Below are 18,887 nucleotides of genomic sequence, written 5' to 3' on the forward strand. Positions count from 1 at the left end.
TCCGCGCTGTAGCGCTTTCTCGTCGTTTTCATGTCTGTCCATTCCTGTCTCAGGAATGAGCTTAACACCCTGTCCAGAAAACCGAGACCACCTCAAAGCAGGCTCTTGTGCCAGTCATTTTTGCAGATAAATGAGCTTGTCCTGATCTGCCGTGTGGTCGACCTGTACGCCCGATCAGGGCGTTCGCCCTGTCATGGTTGCAGGGCAAACGGCGGCAGCTTCCCAAAACGGGGAAATCAGGCCTCGCTCAAATCGACCTTCAGCCTGTCCTTGTAGGCGGCGATACGCTTCCTCGCCCGATCGACCACATCGTCAAAGAACATGATTTCCGCATAGAGTTCGCCAATGCCGCGATTGGTCTCGGGGTCCTCCAGCGGCGTGGAGCGGAAATAGCCTTGGCCCTGCGGGAAACGCGTCCAACCCGAAATGCGAGTGCGGTTGATCGTGTCGCCAATCAGATAACCGTAGAATTTCTTGAGCTTACCGTTCGATTTTGCCGAGAGAAGCGTGGCGTATTCCGACAGGTCGCCGATATGGTCGTCGAGGCTGACTCCTGGCGATTTGAACTCGATGATGATCGCAGATCCCTCTTTGTCGAAGATCGCGATGTCGGGGCGCTTCCCGTTGTTCTGCTTGGCCGTGCGGGCGAGGATATCGGCGAGGCGATCATCGACATCTGTCTCGAAAAGCATGGAATTCTCGTCCCATGCGATCTGGGAAAGCATCTTATCCGAGGCAATGTAATCGTAATACTGGTACTCTTCGCTTAGCAACCAGATGTCATGATCGCGCGCCTCGGTGCTGTCCTTGCGCATCGGAAAGAAGATGCTGTGAATAATGGATTCATCCATGCGCCTCTTGTCGCTATCCTCAATTTGCTGGACGTCGAGCTTCCTGCCGCAAGCAAGGGCCAGGACCTCGACGATCGCGGCGCGGCGCACCACGAGCTGCGAGAGGTTGGCCATGTCGAAGGTCTTGAGCGAGGACGTGTAACGCCAAGAGAGTTCGTTGATTTTGGCGCGATAATCGGCGCTGTACGGCTCGGCCTTGGCGATCTCCTGCTTGAGGTCAAAGATCTCGGCGGTTTCCGCGATCACTCGGTCCTGATATTTCTTGAGCACGCGCTCGGCCACTGATCGGGCGGTGTCGCCGTAATTGACGCGGGTCTCAGTGTCGGAAATCATCGTCGAGAGGACACCGAATTTTTCCTCCACGTCCTGAATGATCACATCCTTGCTCCAACCCGATGGTGTCACCATCGACTGGATGATAGGGTCAATCGCCTCGTAGATTGCCTCGAATGAGACCGTCTCGTCGATAAACATGTCGCCGGCAGGAATTTCCTCGGGAATGCCGTCGAAACCGTCGCGCTGCTCGTTTACGCGGCGGTCGAGGACGTCGCTTTCGATCAGCACGATGTGATGAAAGCCGCGCACTGCACCGTTCTGCTCGGCCTGGGTTCTGAGATAGCGGCGCGTGATGTCCATCGCCGGGGAAGATTTAGCACAGAAAGAAATTGCGTTGCGGGGCAGGTCGAAATGCTCGTCGCTCAGCTTGTAATGTGTTAGATTGAAGATCTTGCTTGATCGGAGATAGGCGCCGCTCTGCGGGTCACGCTCCTCGATGGGAATCGACCTTCTATCCGTCACGGGCGGTAGGTCCGAAGGCTCCAGGCTGACCTCTTCGCTTCGTCCGGTCGGGTGGACGGTCTGGAAGATGATTTTAAAGTCGCCGAGTTCCGCCTTCAGGCTCACCAGTCGCTGCAGGAATGCCATGAGCATGTGACGGCGGATGTTGATCGCGGAAAATGCCTCGCTAAGGCTTTCCGAGCGGTTAAGTCGGTCACGTGCTTGATCGCGCAGGCCCTGTAGGATGATTGTGGTGCCGATGTCCTCCTCATCGCCTTGAGCAATGGTGAAATCGGCGAGATCGATTTTCTTACGGCCACCCGAGAGTGGCAGGTCGCGCGTCAAAACCTGATCACCCTCGCGATAGGTGCTCTTGACCCCGACCTCCTCGAAGCTCAGGAAATACTGGATCCGCCCAGCGCCTTTGCACTTGCCGATGCCAGCAATCGTCAGGTCGTCCTTGTAGGATGTGTCTTTGGTCAGGAAGGCGTCGATCTGTTCCGGGCCGAGGCCGCAGCCGTTGTCCGTACAGGAGATCGCGACATCCATAATGTCTGGGAAGAGATCTGCCTCGAAAAGATTGATCGTGATTGTGATTTCAAGGGAGCGCGCCGTGCCATCATTGTGATTACGGATCAAAAACGAGTCGATCGAATTTGAGATTAGCTCGTCGATCACGACATATTTGTTAGAACTGAGCTTGGTGTTCTTCCGGCTTCCACGAATATCGAGAGTCATACCGGGTCCATCTTAACGCTCTGTTTCATCACGTGACTTTTGAAAGATATCGCGGCTTCAAGTCAAGTCGGAAGCTACACGCAAAGCTCTGTCCTGGCGCATTTTACACCTTTTTCACGCCGACATCCTCGCCTCGACCAAATTTGGGGGTTCCGCTGATCTCTGCTGCCTTGGCTTGGATCGTTCATAGCCTTAGCCGCTCGGTTTAGATCAAGCTCGCAAGCTCTCCTTTGGCAGAGTCAGATCGCTTGCTGCTCGGCGGCGCCAATAGGCCTCACAGGTTGCGCGTCCCTTCGGCGTAAGGACCAGCAATCCGTCTCCATGCGACGTAAGGAGGCCGAGACGTACCAATGGATCCACGCTACCTGAGGCGACTGTATGATCGCTTACGCGGCCGTCGGGATAAATTTTCACCCAGCGGGTCCGACCGTCCAATTCCATACTCTGCATGCCGATTGCATCTTCGATACCGTAGTCGCTGGAGCCATATGACAGGCCCCTCAGCACTTCGCGACCGCGAGGGTTTACCTCCTCCCAGCTAATCCCCAGATGATCTGGTCTGGGCGGCGCGAAAGAGCTGTCTCCTATCTCCTGGCCAAGCTGGAACGCCTGAACCAATGCGCGTTCAATGTCGCCGACGGTATTCTGGGTCGATCCAAATTTACGCGCCGTACGATCACGACTGATGATAATCCGCGCTGTCTCCTTAAACTGTGCACGCAGGCGTGGATCGATTCGTTTGTTGGCCATCCTCACAATATGGCGCATGGGCGTTGCCACGTGAACATACATTGGATGCTGAGCGTCTTTTTGCGGGCCGGGCGACCAGACGAGCGACCTTTCATCCATCGTGGATAGTTGATCAAAGCCGGGCGCCACCTCGCTGTCGTATTTGCATCAGGGAACCCACTCTTGGCGGTCAGCCAAGAATTTTTGCCTCGACCGCAAGTGGGTCGCTACGTTGCCCGCAAAAGTCGCTGCCCTGCGGGCCTACGACGAATATCCTAGCGTCCGAATCGACTATCTCGAGGAACTGGCGGGCGCAAGGCTGCCAATTCACATCGACATCGGCTGCCCCTCATCACCGGATCCGGCATCAAGCTCGGCGATCCGAGCTTGGATCGCGGCCGCGGCGGCCTTCGGGAGCGGTGGGCCGTCGAAGCTGCGCGGCGGAAAGGGTGTATGTATTAGCCGGTTCTCAAGATCGCGGTGGAGCGCGTGGAGCTTCTGTTCCACGGCTTGGAATTGCGCGGTGAAATCGGGCTGCAGCCTCGAGTCTTGGGGCGGATTGAGCGTCGGCACGACCGTCGCGCCCCAATGGTTGGTCTCGGGATCGAACGCCGAGATACCGAAGATGACGTGAGTCGCGAGATTGCGGCCCGACGACACCTCTTCGAGCCTTTTAAGGATCTTCTCCAAGGATGCGCGGTATTGCTCGCCGAGTTCGACCGCCTCCGCGACGCGCTTGATCAGCTTGCGCTGCGCGCTGTCCGATTGCGGACTGAAGAAGATCGCATCGGCGACCGGAGATTCAATCCCCGTAAGATGGATAAGGACACGGAGCAGTTGGTGGACATTTTGGTTCCAGGCGAGGGTCACCCGACCGATCAGCGCCGCATGCTCATGCCATTCCTTCTCGCCCAGGGCCATCTGTCCCTCCGTGGTCGCCATCTACGCATCCTATACAGCACGCGCGGACGCAGAAGTAACAGTCATTTGTAATTATCCGCAGTGAAGAGGAAGTCTCAAAGGCGGTCAATAGGCTGGCGTGAGCGCGCGCGTCTGATTAGCCTCACCCGGGCGGCTGTCGGAACGTTCGCTATTGGCTCTACGCCGGTTTTAAAGCTGGTTGAACGAAAAGCTGCCTCCCCACACTTGAAGTGATGCGGTGGATGTTCGCCCACCTCAAGTGAATCCTCAAACTTGACCGCATGCGCCTGCGAGGTCCAAACTGCGCAAGAGACGAGTTCCTCCTCGCCGCCGCCGCTCTAAACCTCCGCAAAATGGCTAAGCTGATCCCGATGTCAGCCACCCCAGCGCCCGCATCACCGGGACGAGCCCTCCGGATCGGGCCTAAGCTGACACTACCCTCGATCTCAGTGGCGGGTTTCCAACACAATCTACCAACACCAGCCATTCCGCTCGATTCGCCTTGTTGATTTCTACTGCTTTAAGTGCGGCTATTCAGAGTACCAGCGCGTCCCATAGTAGCTGCTGTCTGTTCATTTAGGGGCTTTCGTACCAGTCCCTGTAATCCCAGATTGGCATTGTGCAGAATGTCTATATGGTTAAATGATGCATCTCTCTCCCGTCATCTGCCCGCGCAAAGACTGCAACGACGAGATCGCGTTCGCCGCGATGCGCTGCGCGGGTTGCGGCCACACGGATGTCGGCTATCCGAACGTGCGTTACGCAGACGACCCGGCAGAGGTCGCCGCGCTTGATGCCCGTGCCCGAACCGCTTTCGCGCTGGCCGACGCGGACGGCAGCCGCGCCGTGCTTAACGAGTTCGAGCTGGCGTGCTCCAAGTCCACCGCCGTGACCGTCATGGCTCCGGTCGACTTGCTCTCGATCGTCAGCGCCAACAAGCTGTGGGTCAGTTTTTATAAGCAGTCTCGCGACGCTGGCAGCCGGGTCGCTGAGGACAACAAGTGGGACATGAACCGCAGTGCGAACGACGGGAAGGTGAACCCGCAATATTATGAGGAAATTAATTACGCGGCGCTGTCGCTGACTGACCGCGGCTCGGGGTGGTACGGCGGCTGCCACGTGTCGCTCATTCCGGACCGGATCGCGGTTCGGGCGACAGTTTTCTGGCAAAACCCGTTCTCCTTCCTAAAGGATAAACCGCTCGCACCTGATGAGATCGTACCCCCAGGGTACAGGGCCTCGTGGTCGCGCCGAGCGGAGCTCGCGGTCGTCAAGCTGCACAGCAAGATCCATGCAGACACCAAGGCGGACGCGTTCGCCAGCATTCTGTTGGAAGACGATCCCGGGCGGGGAGACACAGAATTCATCGAGGTTCACATCTTTGGAGCGGTGGCGCCGACGGCATTCGCGAAGGTGACCGTGGATGTGAGTCGCTTCGACGAGGACCAGGAACTCGATTGGGAAAGCGTTAAGCGTCGACTTGCTAGACGGGACATTCCGATCTCGGAGACGAAGCTTGGATGATGCGGTGCTGATCTCGGGCCGACTTGGCCTCCTCGCGCGTCCGACTGGCGACGGGGCGGACGTCATGCGTGTCGACGGCGCCGTCAAGCGACTGCCGGCGTACGAGGTGGCGAGGCTGTTCGGGCGGGCAGGCGACGTGATCGTGCTGCGCGACGTTGACCCTTCCGCCGCACTCGAGAGGCTTGCGGTCGAACGCGCGCGTGACCTTGCGTTGAGACGGCTCATCATGATTCTCGACGCAGAGGAGGAGGATGACATCGCTGAGCGCGCTGCCACCCGGTTAGAGGGACTGCTTGAGGCGGATCGCGGGCTTGAAGTCTACCTGAAGAACAATTTCGCTTCAGCTCCTCTCCCACCCGAAGTCGCCATTGAGCGGTATCGGGGGCTGGCAATGGCTAAACCGAGGCTGGCAACGCTGCTCTCGCACATCGACGGGCACCAGGCTGCCATCGCACGAAACCGACGGGCGTTCGACGAGGCCATAATCGACGCTGGCTTGTCGACGGAGACCGCCACGCCCGTCTTGGCGGCAGCGATGGCAGCCGGGCTGTTCCAACGGTTGCTGTACAGCTCGAAGCGGCAGGGGCTCAGCCTCCTAGCCGCCTACGCGACCGAGGTTGGCTGGCATAAAGATGTGATAGTGAAATGGCACGACCGGCTGTCCGAGGCATGGACCGAGGCGACGGACGGTCGTCCAGCGCGGCCTCCTCTCCGGCCCGAGAGAGACGCGGGGTCCGCCTCGGGTCGGCGGTCCGGCGCCGCCAAGCGGATTTTCGCCTTGCTCTTAGGCTCCACCACGCCAGCGGCGATCACGAGCATGCCCCGCGCATACGCCAGCGGCGTGCCGCCCTCGCCTCCGACCCCGCCGCTCCCACCTGATGCCGATCTGCTTCCCGTCGAAAAAGGGGTGCCGATTGTCAGCATGCATCAATTGATCGAAGCTGGCGCCCACTTCGGCCACCAGACCCACCGCTGGAACCCCCGGATGAAGCCCTACATCTTCGGGGTCCGCAACGGCGTTCACATCCTCGATCTGTCGCAGACGGTGACGCTGTTCGCACGCGCGCTCGATTTCGTCTCGGCAACTGTCCAAAACGGCGGCAAGGTACTGTTCGTTGGCACCAAGCGCCAGGCGCAGGAGCCGATCGCTCAGGCCGCGCGCGCCTGCGGTCAACACTACGTCAACCACCGCTGGCTCAACGGCATGCTCACTAGTTGGAAAACGATCTCGAAATCGATCAAGCGCCTCACGATGCTGGAAGAGCAGCTTTCGGGCGACACGCACGGCCTGACTAAGAAGGAAGTGCTGCAGTTTACTCGTGAGCGCGATAAGCTCCAGTTGTCCCTCGGCGGTATCCGCGACATGGGCGGTATCCCGGACGTAATGTTTGTGATCGATGCCAACAGGGAAGAACTGGCGATCAAGGAAGCCAACGTGCTCGGCATCCCGGTCGTTGCAATTCTCGATTCGAACGTCTCGCCAGAGGGCATTGCCTTTCCGGTCCCGGCGAACGACGATGCCAGCCGCGCGATCCGCCTGTATTGCGAAGCAATCGCCATTGCAGCTACTCGGAGAGAGATGGTCGCGCATGCGCGACATGACCGTGAACTCGCCTCGCCGCCCTTAGGCCCCGTCCACAAGGCTTAGAAGGTGTGGTCCCCAGGGAGGGCGCATAAAGTCTAGGCATCGGCTACTTTCCGCTCGTGCGGACAGTGGTTTCTTTGCTCGAAAGATCCGAGTTTTCCTTGCTTCAAGCGAAGACCTCTCGACTTCTTCACTACTGATCCATTGTCGCGGAATCGCGATTTACATACCGTGGTATTCGCGACATTCTCTTCAACAGGCATCGGTTCCCGATGGCGGGCGCTGCGAGAATCACATGGCGCGGGTGCGACAGGGGGGCGGGACGAAATGGCTGATCGCACGGCGACTGCAGCGACCGATAGCGCTCGCGCGACGCGGCAAGCTAGCGTGCCCTCCTCTGAGCGCCAAGGCCTCGTGGAAGGTCTGGGTGCATGACTGTGGCGGCAATCCGCGGACGCACCTGGATCACTGTGCTCGAGGTGCTTACAGCGGCCATGTGCTTCATGGCCATCACCCAGATCGCGAACACGGTTGCCCTTCGGGGGCTGGCACTGATGGGCCTGCGCGACGACGTTCCAGTCCTCGTCAGTGTTACCGGATGCGGCAGGACGATCGAGACTACACCCCTCGCGCAGAATCTCGACGAGGTCGGGCAGGCGCGCGACCTGCAGATCTGCGAGGGTGAAGGGACGCAGCGCGTTGAGTTTGTTGCGACCGCCCCCGGCGGCCAAGCGGTGTCGCTCCTAGTCAACGGTGGCTTGGTCGCGACTCGGTCGACGAGCAAGGCCAAGATACGCTTCAGCGACATCCAGCTACATCCCGGCACCAACATCGTCGCCGTCGCCCGGTCGGACATGGCCGGGTTCGGTATCCGGTTCCATAACGCTCTCCCTTCATACTGGCCGACGATGTTCGGCGAGTTCCAAGACCCGCAGCTCGGATTCCCGATCCGCGTCACCGTCGGTTCAGGTTCCGGCGACCCGCGCCTGGTCGGCGGATGGAAGGACGGGAAAGGCGCGAAGCTGCTATACGAGGGCAATCCCGGCGACCTGCACCGGATCGACGACCAGCACCACGTCCAAGTGGACGATTCCGGATTCGGCTTCGTCAATATCGACAAGGCCCCTCCCGGCCTCATCGAGCTTACCCCGGAATTCTTCAAGCGGGTCGCGACGCTCTCGCGGGCCAACGACGGAAGCATCGCTATTGACACCGAGGCTTGCGTGCCGACCGACAGCGCACTTGGACGGTGGGCCGTGTCGGGCCTGATCTCGCCGCCCGAGCTGGTGATGCGGGTGACAGGGGTGCAACTGGATAGCGCGATGGCCATGGCTAAACCTGGGCGGGATACGCTGTCGGTCAGGAGCACTGCCCAATGCATCGACATCGCCGCGCACGTCAGCTCTCCCCCGGCGCTTGTCCGCCGCCGGGAGATCGGCTTCCCTACAGCTCCGACGGACACGCTCAGGTTCGTCGGGTTCGGCGACAGCGTGAGCTACTCCCGCCCGCCGACGCGTGTCAGCGGCGCCGACGACGTGTCGTTCAGCGGAACCTCCACCGGCACTCCCGCGAACCTTCAGGTCGACCCTGACGTCACGGCATTCACGCGCACCGTCAACGCGCGCCTGATCGGCTCGGCCTCAGCGGCCAACTCGCCCTCGCCGATTGGGCTGGCGTGGAGCAACGCAATCGGATCGCTCCCAAGCTGGTTGCTGGCGCTCATGTCGGGTATCGCCGCCGGCACTCCAATCATCCTGCTGATCTTGGTCATCAGGCGCTTTACGAGCCTCCCGGACAGCCTGACCGACAAGCGGCGGACCGTGCTTGCGGGGCTTTACTCCCTGCTGCTGCTGGCGCTCGCGGCCGCCTCGCAACCGTTCTTCTTCCAGATCTTCTACCAAGCGATGCGGGCCCTGGACGTGTGGAGCCTCCTAGGCGAGTCGCGAGCGGACGGCGGCACAGTCTGGCTAGACCCCTTCACCCCTGCGGCGATAGCCCTTTCCTTCGTCCTCTTGCCATTCATGCGCGCCAAGGAGAGCGGGGACGCCGTCAGGCAGAGGGGCCCCGGCTCAGTCATCTGGCCGCTGGCCTCCTTGGTGGCCGCCGCCGCGCTGCTGGCGCTACTGCTGATCCAGACCTCGCCGTGGCAGATGAATGTCCCCGGATCGGGCGCGCACCTCCTGCTCGACGGCGCGGCGGAACCGTCGGACGTACCGGCGGTCACGTTCGCCGCAATCACGATGGGTCTCCTGACCGCATGGATACCGCTGGCCTGGGCGCTGCGCGCTCTATCGGGCCAGTGCGGCTTTATACGCGAGAGCGCACTCGCGGGCTGCTTCGCTGTGCTCCTGCCGCTCGTGAGCTACGCCGTCGAGGCCGCGCGCATCGCGATGGGGCAGTCCAGCGACTTAAATTACGCGGCCGCGATCTCTTTGGTGTCGTTCCTGGCCTACGGCGTCCTGCCGGTAACGGTTTACGCCATGCTGCTGGTAGCTTTCAGGGGGGTGCTCCGCGATATCGTGAGCGACCGTTGGCGGGAGTGGATCTGGCGCTACGCTACGACGACAGTGATCGTCGTCCTATCGGTCCTCTTCGCGCTTCCGCGCCTGATCGCGCCCGATGTGAACGCCGCGACGGCCGACATGGGGATCATCGAGATACTCGGCATCTTCCAGTCGTTTGGCCTCGCCGTGGCGGCGGTCGCGGCGATAAGCATGCTGCGGGCCTACGCTCCCGAGGGCGACCGGACCGAACCGCTCGGAATGTTCGTTTTCAACGCCGAGGAGGTTGACCTGCTAGCCGGGCTCTTCGCCGGATACCTAGCGCTCTGGACGGGCGAGTTCCTGTCCACCGCCATCGCGGTGGTTGTCGGCTGGTTCGCCTTCCAGCGGCTGGTGGTTGACGATGGGACCGAGCTACCTAACAAGCGGGCCGATGCTGGCACCGCGCGCCGCCTCGTCCAGCTGCGTTCGGACGAGATGCTGTTCGATGCCCGCCGCAAGGCGGTCGACGGACAGTATTCAGCGGCGACCCTCGAATACGATGCGCTGATGACGCAGCGCGCCGCGATCAACGCCGCGCGGCAGAAGGGGACGGAGGAACTTGGCGTTTCGCCAAACGAGGCAAAGAAGCGTCTGCTTGAATACGGTCCGGGCAAGTCGCCCCTCGAGAACGGCGCGCTCGGGGCGCTCATGGGGCTCTGCTTTGGAACGGTGCTCCAGTTCGTCTCGTCGCTTCGTGGCCCGGAGATCGAGGGTCCTCTCAAGCAATGGGCGCACCTCGCCAGCGCAGCACTGGCGGATCCGAACTACACGATCGCGCATACCGTCGGAGCCGGCGCGCAGACGGCCTTCGTGGATAGCCCCGTGATCGGCGTTTCAGGCCTCCTGCTGTTCGCTGGCACGCTGATGAACGCCAGCTTCCTATGGCTCATGCTGGGATTTCTGTTCGGGTTCAGCTTTCATCGGATCCGGGGGGACGATGGCTTCGTGAAAGCGCTCGTGTTCTTCGCAGGCGTGCTGCTGACCTACGGCATCAGCAGCCTGTTCTCGACCACAGACGGGATTCAGCTGTCGCGCATGGTGCCGCTGGCGCTGTTCCTACTATTTGTCGGGGTACTGGCGTTTGATGCGCGGTCGCTCTCGGTGAACGGACAAAGTCCCGCCCGTCTTCCCGACGTCTACGGGTTTCGGACAAGCATCGGATATGTATCGCTGCTTGGCGTGATCGCCGCCGCCACACCCGTCGTGACGTTCATCGCTGGCCTGCTCCCGAAGTAGTGCATACGGCTCACGGTAGCTTGAAGAATGGGTGTGACGGTATCGCGGATCGGCCTCGCCCACGTGCCTTTCAAACAACCGACAAGGCGTGCGGCTCGCTATTCCACCGGCAGAGCGTACCGTCCGAGACGCCCGTTGTTCCGTTGCCCGCTGATTGTGCCGGACAGCTGTGCCCGAGCACGTTCGACGTTGAGGCCGAGTGAGGCGCCGAACGGTCTTGACCTTTGGCACAAAATGAGTACAAATGAGAACTAGGCAGCAGAAGTGCGTATGACTGAGCATAGCGCAAAAATTTCCGTTCTTTTGGAGCCTGGCGAGGCAAGGCGGTTCGACGCCTACTGTCGGGTGCGTGGCTTCAAGAAGAGCACGCTGATCGCACGCCTGATTCGCGATCACCTAGATCACGAGAAATTTGATGAGCAGCCGTCTCTATTCGACAGGCGGCGATAAAGGGGAATTCCATGGTCGAAGATAGTTCGCGGCTGGACGTTCGGTCTGCCGCGCTGGGAATGGATTCTCGATGGCTTGCTGCCAAAGCTGCGGCCCCGGGGCGCATCGACGTCGTCGACTTCTTCGCAGGTTGCGGTGGCACTTCGGCCGGCTTCCTGTCCGTTAACGGCATCTCGCCAACTTATAGGTTGGCGCTCGCAATCGATAATGATGCCGACGCGGTCGATACCTATAAGGCCAATCTCAGCCCGGTGGCCCAACAGAGGGATGTCTTCGATCTGTCGAAGGACCTGTCCGGTACAAAGCAACTCATAAATTCGTGCCGGCAGTCGCCCACAGCCCCGCTGGTGATGATCGGCTGCGCGCCCTGTCAGGGCTTCTCCTCGCATCGAAACGCGAGCGGGAATGGGGATCTTCGCAACTCCCTGTTCGTCGCATTCGCCCGGATCGCGGCCGAGGTGCAGCCCGACGTGATTATCGCGGAGAATGTTCCCGAGATCCTCACTGACCGATACTGGCCGCTCGTGGCCGAAGCCCGCCGGCTCCTAGCGAAGGCAGGTTACGAGTCTCGGATCGCCATCCATGACATGGCCGAATTCGGCGTCCCTCAGCATCGGTTTCGCGCGCTTTTGATCGCAATGCGCAAGCCGGTTGGTATGCCGAAGGGCTTCCTTGCGCGCGGTGAGTATAGAACCGTTCGCGATGCGATCGGTCGACTGCCTGCAATTCTTCCAGGGGTGCCTGCTCCCGGCGATCCTATGCATGTGACAGCAGGTCACCGCGCAGCGACGGTCGAGACGATCAGGCGAGTGCCGATCGACGGAGGCAGCAGGCCCATCGATGTCGGGCCCGACTGTCTAAGGCGGGCGGCGGCGAAGCAGGGACGTGCAGCCTATGAGGATGTTTATGGCCGGCTCTGGTGGGATCGTCCCGCCATCACGATGACCGCCTATTCGCGCAATCCTGCGAGCGGTCGCTACGTTCATCCCGAACAGCATCGCGGCCTATCGATCCGCGAAGCCGCACTTCTGCAGGGCTTCCCGTCCGACTATCGTTTCGAGGGAAGCTTCGACAGCCGATTCCGCCAGGTCGGGAACGCTGTGCCGCCGATGTTCGCCGCGTCGCTCGCGACGTACGTGGCCGAGGCTTTGTCGCCTGACTTTGTGGTCGGGAACGAACGACGCGACATCGTTGGGCCGATCGGTCCGTCGTTTTCGCGAATGATTCCGGCAATCAAGGCCGGGCACCGGTCGATCGCTGACGCCGGAGCCGCACACCGCTCGGAAGCCGCATGACGTTTAGAGCACTCGACCTTTTCTGTGGAACCGGCGGTCTTACGCGCGGCCTTGAAGCTGCGGGCTTTGAGGTCGTGGGAGCCGTCGATTCTTGGGAACCGGCCATCCGTAGCTATCGAGCAAATTTTGACCATGACGCTTGGCTGACCGATGCGGGTGACCTGGATGCGGCGAAGCTGGCTGAAATGGGGCTCGACAAGCCGGTCGATGTCGTCGTGGGTGGCCCGCCCTGCCAGGGATTCTCGATTCAGCGCATCGGCAAAAATTTCGACGATCGCAACGATCTGGTGGCTTGTTTCGGAAAAACCGTGATCAGCCTTCGCCCTAAGCTGTTCATCATGGAGAATGTGCCCGGGCTTCTTGGTCATCGGGGGCGAGATCATTTCCGCCGCTTTGAAAGCCTGCTTTCTGAGGCGGGTTATTCGCTGACCTGGAAGATTTTGGACGCGTCGGATTATGGGGTGCCGCAAATGCGACGGCGCGTGATCGTAGTCGGATGGCCGAACGCTATGAAGGGCGAGTTCGCGTTTCCCGAGCCAATCACCGCGGAACCGCATTCAGTACGCAGCGCCATTGGCGACCTGCCGGAACCACCCCAGGATCATTCGCCGCTTCCGGGAGATCCTTTGCATCGCCGAATGAAGTTGTCGGAGTTGAATCTGCGTCGCCTGCGGTATATTCCGCCAGGAGGTGGCTTTGAGGACCTGCCAGTAGAACTGCGCGTCAATGCCCATAAGGACGGTGCTGCGCGGATCGGTCATCGGAGCGTGTACGGTCGTCTCTCGTTCGACAAGCCGGCGGCAACCATTACCGCGCGCTTCGACAGCTTTACCCGCGGGCGTTTCGCTCACCCAGAGCAGGATCGAAACATAACTTTACGCGAAGGTGCGCGACTTCAAGGTTTCCCGGACGACCATGTGTTTCTAGGCACGCAGGATGAAATCGCCGCGCTGATCGGCAATGCCGTTCCGCCGCCTTTGGCGCAAGCCGTGGGCGCGGCGGCGCTTCGATTTCTGCATATGCAAGTCTGCGATGATCCCATAGAGGTTCTTGCAACAAGTCCAAGCCTTCAAACGGCTTGACACACATCGTCTTTTCCGCAGACAGAGTTCACAGGGGTAATGGGGTTTAGACTGTGACTTGGAGCTGTTCTTTTCGCTCAAGCTTTCGTCTTTTTCCCGACCCGCTTCGGTCGCCTGACAATCTTGACGTAATGCTTGCCAGTGCTGGCGATACTGCCGAGGAAGTGCTGGCCAAGCTTCACTACGACCACGCCCGGGCTGCGGTGCCGGGCGAGCAGCCAAATCCGAAACGATACCGCGATCTGCGGCAGCTCTATCGCACGATCGGCCTATTATACGAGGATCCTGTAATCGGGCGCCTCGCCGTTACAGATCTGGGCAATGCCGTGGCCCGGTGGAGGCCGCTGCTGAAACCGCAGAACTCCCTGGTGCTCGGGCGCCATGCCGCGCAGGCGCTCGCGGCCTGCCAATTGCGGACGCCCATGCGGGAGGGAAGGAATTACGACGAGGATGTTCGGGTATTCCCCTTCGCATTCATTTGGCGCGCGATGCTGGCGCTGGACTTCCGCATTTCCTCTGACGAGCTCAATCGGGCCATTCTGAAAACAAGGAACCAAAGGGATCTGGATCGCGCCATCAGCGCCATACGGGAGGCGCGGGAAGCGGAGGACATATCCCTGCTTGGCGATGAAACGGTGTCGGAAGCCGCAAAGAACGACCGGATCTTGGTTTGGATGTCCTGGGCGTCATTCGGTTGGACCCTCATTACCGACAAGCGAACCTCTGCTTCTGGCCATTATGAAATACCACCACGAAATCGGCGGGTCTTGCGCGACGCTGCATCCATCGTGCATCGGCATTGGGACTTCGCAAACGAGGCAGACTACGTGCGTTACATCTCGGCGAACGCCGGACTCCCAAAGGATCTCAGATGAGCAATTACGGACCGGCGACCGAAGATCAGATAGCGAATGTCGTTCGTGCTTGCGAAAACTATGGTGAGACATCGATCATTGCGCTTGCCGGCGTTCCGGCCACCGGGAAGAGCTTCATCGCCGCCATCGCCGCACAGCGGCATGCTGCCGAGCCGACCCGCGTGCGGGAAGTCCAGTTCCACCCTTCGTTCAGCTATGAGGAATTCGTCGAAGGTCTGCGGATTGAGGCCGGCGGGGCCGTTTCGGCCGCGAGCGGCGTCTTTATGGAATGGAACGAGTTGGCGACGGAAGACGGCGAGCTTCGCTATGTCCTGCTCGTTGAGGAACTCACGCGGGCAAATTTATCTTCAGTTCTCGGCGAACTGCTGACCTATGTCGAGCATCGCGATCGGCAATTCTATACAATGTTCAGCCGCCGAGCCGTCAGGGTGGCGCCGAACCTGACGATCCTTGCCACCTTCAATCCCGTGGATCGGTCGGCAATCGACATCGACGATGCGTTGCTGCGGCGGCTCCGAATTATCGATTTTCCACCAGATATCGCACAGCTCATGGAAATGTTGTCGGCTAACGGACTACCGGAGCATGTCGCCGAACCGCTCAGCCGCGTATTTGCCAACTGTCGAGAGGCCTTTCCCGACGATTTCGAAACGTTGATGCCCTTCGGTCACGGTGTATTTGCAGAGGTTTCCAATGAGGAAGACCTCGCTCCGCTTTGGCATCAGAGATTGCGGCGGATGCTCTATCGTCCGCTGCTGGACCCTCATCCATTCTCGGAGGTGATTGCGGCCGCCTATCCTTGGAAGGACGCATCGTACCGAACGCCGCAGCCTGAAGTCGTTGGCCAGTGACCATTTCCGTTCCCGAGCGCGGGACGACGTTGATCGGCGTCGCCGATTGGACGCGGCTTTCGCGGGAGAAGGAGTTCTGGAAGTTGGTCAATGCCGGGATCTTGAGTGCGGAATCGCGGAAGGAAGGCGGATGGCAGCTGAGGGGCGCATGCTATGTCGGACGAGCGATCATCGGCGGTGAAGTGCTCGAGATCTCTGAGAAGTTCGATGGGTCGTTCGCCACGCTTCTGTCGTTGGGTTCCGCCAAGACGCTGACGACGACGCCTACGCAGGCACCGGTAACCCCAGACAAATATTCGACGCCTCTTCTGATCGCGCTCTTTATTGGGGCGGCTCGCCGATATCTGAGCGGCCATAAGCTCATCGATTATGCCGGCCGGCCGGACAGGGGTACGCTGGTCGGCGGTCGCCTGGACGTCAGGGGGACCGCACGCCTCCACTCAAAGGGAATGCGGCATCAGGCAGCCTTTGTGAGAAGCGTGGTGACAGCGGACGTTCCGTTCAACCGCACCATCTATGCCGCACTTCGGCAGATCGAACGCATTTCCAAAACCGTACCGATCGCTCGGCGGGATCTGGCTTCGGCCCGAGCGCTGGCAAGCATTCTTGAAGAATGTCTCTCGAACGTCCTGCGGGCCTCCTGCGATGCGCTCTTCGCGGCGGCGGCCGACGCATCGGCGCAATACGGTTCGGATTCGCCCATCGGTGAAGCGGGGACGCTTGCTGCGGCAGTGCTCGATTCCTCGGGCTTCGGTGGAGCGGACGACTGGAATCGGACAATTGGCCGTTCTTGGTTCGTCAATTTGGAGACGCAGTTCGAAACTGCGGTTCGCAGTTCGCTGGGCAAGCTCTTGGGCAATGCTTATCGGGTGGAAAAGGCTGTGCGGCGGCCCCCATTGTTTCAACCCTCCTCCGGCCGTTATGCGGCGAACCCCGACGTAGTGATCCGGAACGCCGCCAACACAGTCGCGATAGCTGATGCGAAATACAAGGACCTGTCGCATTGGCCGTCCAGCGCCGATGTGCATGAGTTGCTTTGTCACGCATCTGCGTATCATACTACCAAGGCGTTCCTGATCTTCCCGAGCGAAGCGGGTTTCGACGCCCGTTATCTGGGCCGGGCGGCTGGTGGTTGTGAGATATGGTCCTGCGGTATCAGGTTTGATCGCTTCGAGGATGATCTTCGCCAGACGCTCTTGGCGGTGGGGCTATCTGCGGATTAGACTCAGACAACTGCCGTACGAGGTTCTTAGGGGCTTACGTACGCCTAGCCCACCGACACCATCTTCCGGCACAGATCATCCCCCAAGGCTTCGGCAACAGCTTCCAGCATCGCGAGAAGTTCGCCTTGAACGCTCATGAACGGTTTATCCGTACTTCAAATAGGTCCTGGGCGAGATTTGCCTCGCGCTGATTGCCCAGTCTGATCGCATCGATCAGTGCCAGAAATTCGTAAAGCTTCTCATCTTTGAGAGCCGCCTCGGGCACAGATTTGAACAAGGGGGTTATTGCCAAGCCTCGCTGGTTTCCTTCGGCGTGAGGCCACACATAAATATCCGCGCTGGAGCTGACGAGTTGCCCTTTGAGCATGGGCGCGGCAAAGCCGGTGGCGACGCCGCGCTGCGGTGCGCCGGGTTTGACGGGGAACACGTATTTCAGCCCGTGCTGGACAAATTTGGTCAGGTTACGGCGGTTCACCTTGGGGCGATCTTTGAGCTTAATCGCCAATGTCGCAGTGATGCTGCGCCGCAGTGATGCGCCTATCTCTGTTTTGCTGATGCCCAAGGCACCTTCCAGGTTTCGCAATGCAAACGGGTCGGAGCCGGGCGGTTCATCAAGGCAGCCCTGCCTGATCTGGTCCTCCAGGCTTACGAGCTTGAGCAATATAACGATATCTTGGCTTTTCATGGCGAGCTCGTTTGTCCGCTGTCCTAGGACTGAGGACAAATTGGCGCTAAGCCGTTAATTTGGCAAACACCGAAATTTCAGAGTTCAGACTGGTGCCATTTCCCGGCTTCGGCTGGATCCACCTCGCAAAGAAAAGGTCTTTGGTCGGCAAGGGTGACGATGTTTGGGCCATCCTGCCCGCCGCTTCCGCGCCGTCCATGATCAGGCTCTAGGTCGCCATTGGCGCCCCCGGACCGCCTATCTGCGTTCCGTCCCTGCGGGTGACGATCCTTTGTCCAAAGATCTGAAGTCTCACTGCTGACGCCGCGCTGCTGCGCGGCGGCGTTGGTGTGGCCTTCCCCTCGGAGCGCGGGTGGGCGGCGCGCCCTTTTGGGCGGTCCCGTCCGGGCTGCAAGCCGTGCCTTCTGCCCGGCTCCTCCACGTTGTTGCGGCCAAAGGTGCAGCCCGGCCCTGTGGTCCCGCCCTGAACGGCGCTGGTGCCGCCCACCCACGCTCCAATGGGAAGCCAATGTTGGTTTGGGGTGGCGCAAGGAGGATACCATGCGTCAGACAAGCAAGTGTCGTGCTGCGGGCGAGGGTGAAGCGCCGCGCGGCGGGAACCGTAATTCGCTTTACGATGAAGTGACGGCCAAGATCATCGCCCAGCTTGAGGCGGGGCGCTTTCCATGGGGGCAGCCATGGGGGACGGTGGATGGTGCGGGGCAGGGTGGCCTATGTCCTGCCCTGCCGCACAATGCGCTGACCGGCAGAAGCTATTCAGGCGTCAATGTTCTGCTGCTCTGGGGCAGCGTGATCGAGGGAGGCTATCCTTCCCAAGGCTGGCTGACCTTTCGGCAGGCTCTGGAAGCAGGCGGCAATGTCCGCAAGGGCGAGAAGGGCGTGACCGTGGTCTATGCCGACCGTTTCACCCCGCAGGCCGAGAAGGCGCGCGCGCAGGAGAGCGGCGAGGATGCAAGGTCTGTTCCCTTCCTCAAGCGCTTTACCGTCTTCAATGTCGCGCAATGCGAGGGGCTGGGCGAAGGGCAGGGCAAAGAGCTTTTCGGTGATCCTGCGCCCTTACCTGAGCGTGAGATCGTGCCGCTGGCCGAGGAAGTCATTACCGCCTCAGGCGTGCCCTTCCGCATCGGCGGGGCCAAGGCCTTCTATGTGCCCTCTGCCGATTATGTGCAGGTTCCCCCGCAACCGGCCTTCTTTGAGCAGATCAATTATTACCGCACGGCCCTGCACGAGCTTTGCCATGCCACAGGTCATGGCTCGCGGCTGAATCGCAAGCTCACCAATCCCTTTGGCAGCAAGGACTATGCCCGCGAGGAACTGGTGGCGGAAATGGGTTCGGCTTTCCTCTGTGCGGCGCTGGGCATTGTCCCGACCGTGCGCCATGCCGATTACCTCGGATCATGGCTGGAATTATGGCGAGGTGAGCATAATTCCAGTAATCGCGAGGTGTCGATAATGTGAAGGAACGCGGCTTCAACTCCTAAAACTCGCCCGATTCCGCCGTTATCTGACAGGCTTTGCTCCG

At 60.4% G+C, this 18,887-nt stretch carries 12 protein-coding genes and 1 pseudogene; 9 read left to right on the plus strand and 4 right to left on the minus strand.

Annotated features, from left to right (window positions below; translation table 11 throughout):
• Window positions 1-236: 236 nt before the first annotated feature.
• From FHW92_RS25070 to FHW92_RS25080, 3 genes are all read right to left on the minus strand, one after another.
• Window positions 237-2,366 carry a hypothetical protein gene (locus FHW92_RS25070; RefSeq protein WP_168606017.1) on the minus strand — a complete coding sequence of 710 codons (2,130 nt, stop codon included), beginning with the start codon at window positions 2,364-2,366 and terminating at the stop codon, window positions 237-239.
• Between the two features lie 210 nt (window positions 2,367-2,576).
• Complete coding sequence (locus FHW92_RS25075) at window positions 2,577-3,215, minus strand: hypothetical protein (protein ID WP_168606018.1); 639 nt, start codon at window positions 3,213-3,215, stop codon at window positions 2,577-2,579.
• 207 nt (window positions 3,216-3,422) lie between these two features.
• Window positions 3,423-4,037: a hypothetical protein gene (locus FHW92_RS25080; RefSeq protein WP_168606019.1), complete on the minus strand. Its 615-nt coding sequence runs from the start codon at window positions 4,035-4,037 to the stop codon at window positions 3,423-3,425.
• A 621-nt stretch (window positions 4,038-4,658) separates the two neighbouring features.
• On the opposite strand from FHW92_RS25080, the gene FHW92_RS25085 reads away from it, so the two are divergent.
• The 8 genes and pseudogenes from FHW92_RS25085 (at window position 4,659) to FHW92_RS25120 (ending at window position 16,680) form a co-directional block, all read left to right on the plus strand.
• On the plus strand, window positions 4,659-5,540 hold the full coding sequence (locus FHW92_RS25085) for a hypothetical protein (protein ID WP_168606020.1): 882 nt from the start codon (window positions 4,659-4,661) through the stop codon (window positions 5,538-5,540).
• Between the two features lie 922 nt (window positions 5,541-6,462).
• Window positions 6,463-7,113 (plus strand): annotated as a pseudogene (gene rpsB, locus FHW92_RS25090) (30S ribosomal protein S2); the annotation flags it as partial.
• Between the two features lie 443 nt (window positions 7,114-7,556).
• Entirely contained in the window at window positions 7,557-10,904 is a 3,348-nt protein-coding gene (locus FHW92_RS25095; RefSeq protein WP_168606021.1) for a hypothetical protein, read from the plus strand.
• A 461-nt stretch (window positions 10,905-11,365) separates the two neighbouring features.
• Window positions 11,366-12,649: a DNA cytosine methyltransferase gene (locus FHW92_RS25100; protein WP_168606022.1), complete on the plus strand. Its 1,284-nt coding sequence runs from the start codon at window positions 11,366-11,368 to the stop codon at window positions 12,647-12,649.
• The gene (locus FHW92_RS25105; RefSeq protein WP_168606023.1) at window positions 12,646-13,731 is read left to right on the plus strand and encodes a DNA cytosine methyltransferase; all 1,086 of its coding nucleotides are present in this window, start codon (window positions 12,646-12,648) and stop codon (window positions 13,729-13,731) included. The genes FHW92_RS25100 and FHW92_RS25105 overlap by 4 nt, the downstream gene beginning before the upstream one ends.
• 131 nt (window positions 13,732-13,862) lie before the next feature.
• The gene (locus FHW92_RS25110) at window positions 13,863-14,606 is read left to right on the plus strand and encodes a hypothetical protein (protein WP_168606024.1); all 744 of its coding nucleotides are present in this window, start codon (window positions 13,863-13,865) and stop codon (window positions 14,604-14,606) included.
• Window positions 14,603-15,457: an AAA family ATPase gene (locus FHW92_RS25115; protein WP_168606025.1), complete on the plus strand. Its 855-nt coding sequence runs from the start codon at window positions 14,603-14,605 to the stop codon at window positions 15,455-15,457. The genes FHW92_RS25110 and FHW92_RS25115 overlap by 4 nt, the downstream gene beginning before the upstream one ends.
• Entirely contained in the window at window positions 15,454-16,680 is a 1,227-nt protein-coding gene (locus FHW92_RS25120; protein ID WP_168606026.1) for a hypothetical protein, read from the plus strand. The genes FHW92_RS25115 and FHW92_RS25120 overlap by 4 nt, the downstream gene beginning before the upstream one ends.
• A 133-nt stretch (window positions 16,681-16,813) precedes the next feature.
• Here the strand turns inward: FHW92_RS25120 and FHW92_RS25125 are convergent, their stop codons facing one another.
• Window positions 16,814-17,365, minus strand: coding sequence for a hypothetical protein (locus FHW92_RS25125; RefSeq protein WP_168606027.1), 552 nt, complete (start codon window positions 17,363-17,365; stop codon window positions 16,814-16,816).
• Window positions 17,366-17,905: 540 nt separating this feature from the next.
• Between FHW92_RS25125 and FHW92_RS25130 the strand changes: the two genes are divergently transcribed.
• The gene (locus FHW92_RS25130; RefSeq protein WP_168606028.1) at window positions 17,906-18,823 is read left to right on the plus strand and encodes a zincin-like metallopeptidase domain-containing protein; all 918 of its coding nucleotides are present in this window, start codon (window positions 17,906-17,908) and stop codon (window positions 18,821-18,823) included.
• Window positions 18,824-18,887 lie beyond the last annotated feature (64 nt).

The sequence above is a fragment of the Novosphingobium sp. SG707 genome (assembly GCF_012275515.1).
Classification (GTDB): Bacteria; Pseudomonadota; Alphaproteobacteria; order Sphingomonadales; family Sphingomonadaceae; genus Novosphingobium.

Excerpts from the sequence above, each read along its gene's own strand:
- FHW92_RS25085 (WP_168606020.1), top strand. The coding sequence starts at position 4,659 with ATGATGCATCTCTCTCCCGTCATCTGCCCGCGCAAAGACTGCAACGAC.
- FHW92_RS25080 (WP_168606019.1), bottom strand. The coding sequence starts at position 4,037 with ATGGCGACCACGGAGGGACAGATGGCCCTGGGCGAGAAGGAATGGCAT.
- FHW92_RS25105 (WP_168606023.1), top strand. The coding sequence starts at position 12,646 with ATGACGTTTAGAGCACTCGACCTTTTCTGTGGAACCGGCGGTCTTACG.
- FHW92_RS25125 (WP_168606027.1), bottom strand. The coding sequence starts at position 17,365 with ATGAAAAGCCAAGATATCGTTATATTGCTCAAGCTCGTAAGCCTGGAG.
- FHW92_RS25070 (WP_168606017.1), bottom strand. The coding sequence starts at position 2,366 with ATGACTCTCGATATTCGTGGAAGCCGGAAGAACACCAAGCTCAGTTCT.
- FHW92_RS25110 (WP_168606024.1), top strand. The coding sequence starts at position 13,863 with ATGCTTGCCAGTGCTGGCGATACTGCCGAGGAAGTGCTGGCCAAGCTT.
- FHW92_RS25115 (WP_168606025.1), top strand. The coding sequence starts at position 14,603 with ATGAGCAATTACGGACCGGCGACCGAAGATCAGATAGCGAATGTCGTT.
- FHW92_RS25095 (WP_168606021.1), top strand. The coding sequence starts at position 7,557 with ATGACTGTGGCGGCAATCCGCGGACGCACCTGGATCACTGTGCTCGAG.
- FHW92_RS25100 (WP_168606022.1), top strand. The coding sequence starts at position 11,366 with ATGGTCGAAGATAGTTCGCGGCTGGACGTTCGGTCTGCCGCGCTGGGA.
- FHW92_RS25075 (WP_168606018.1), bottom strand. The coding sequence starts at position 3,215 with ATGGATGAAAGGTCGCTCGTCTGGTCGCCCGGCCCGCAAAAAGACGCT.
- FHW92_RS25130 (WP_168606028.1), top strand. The coding sequence starts at position 17,906 with ATGCGTCAGACAAGCAAGTGTCGTGCTGCGGGCGAGGGTGAAGCGCCG.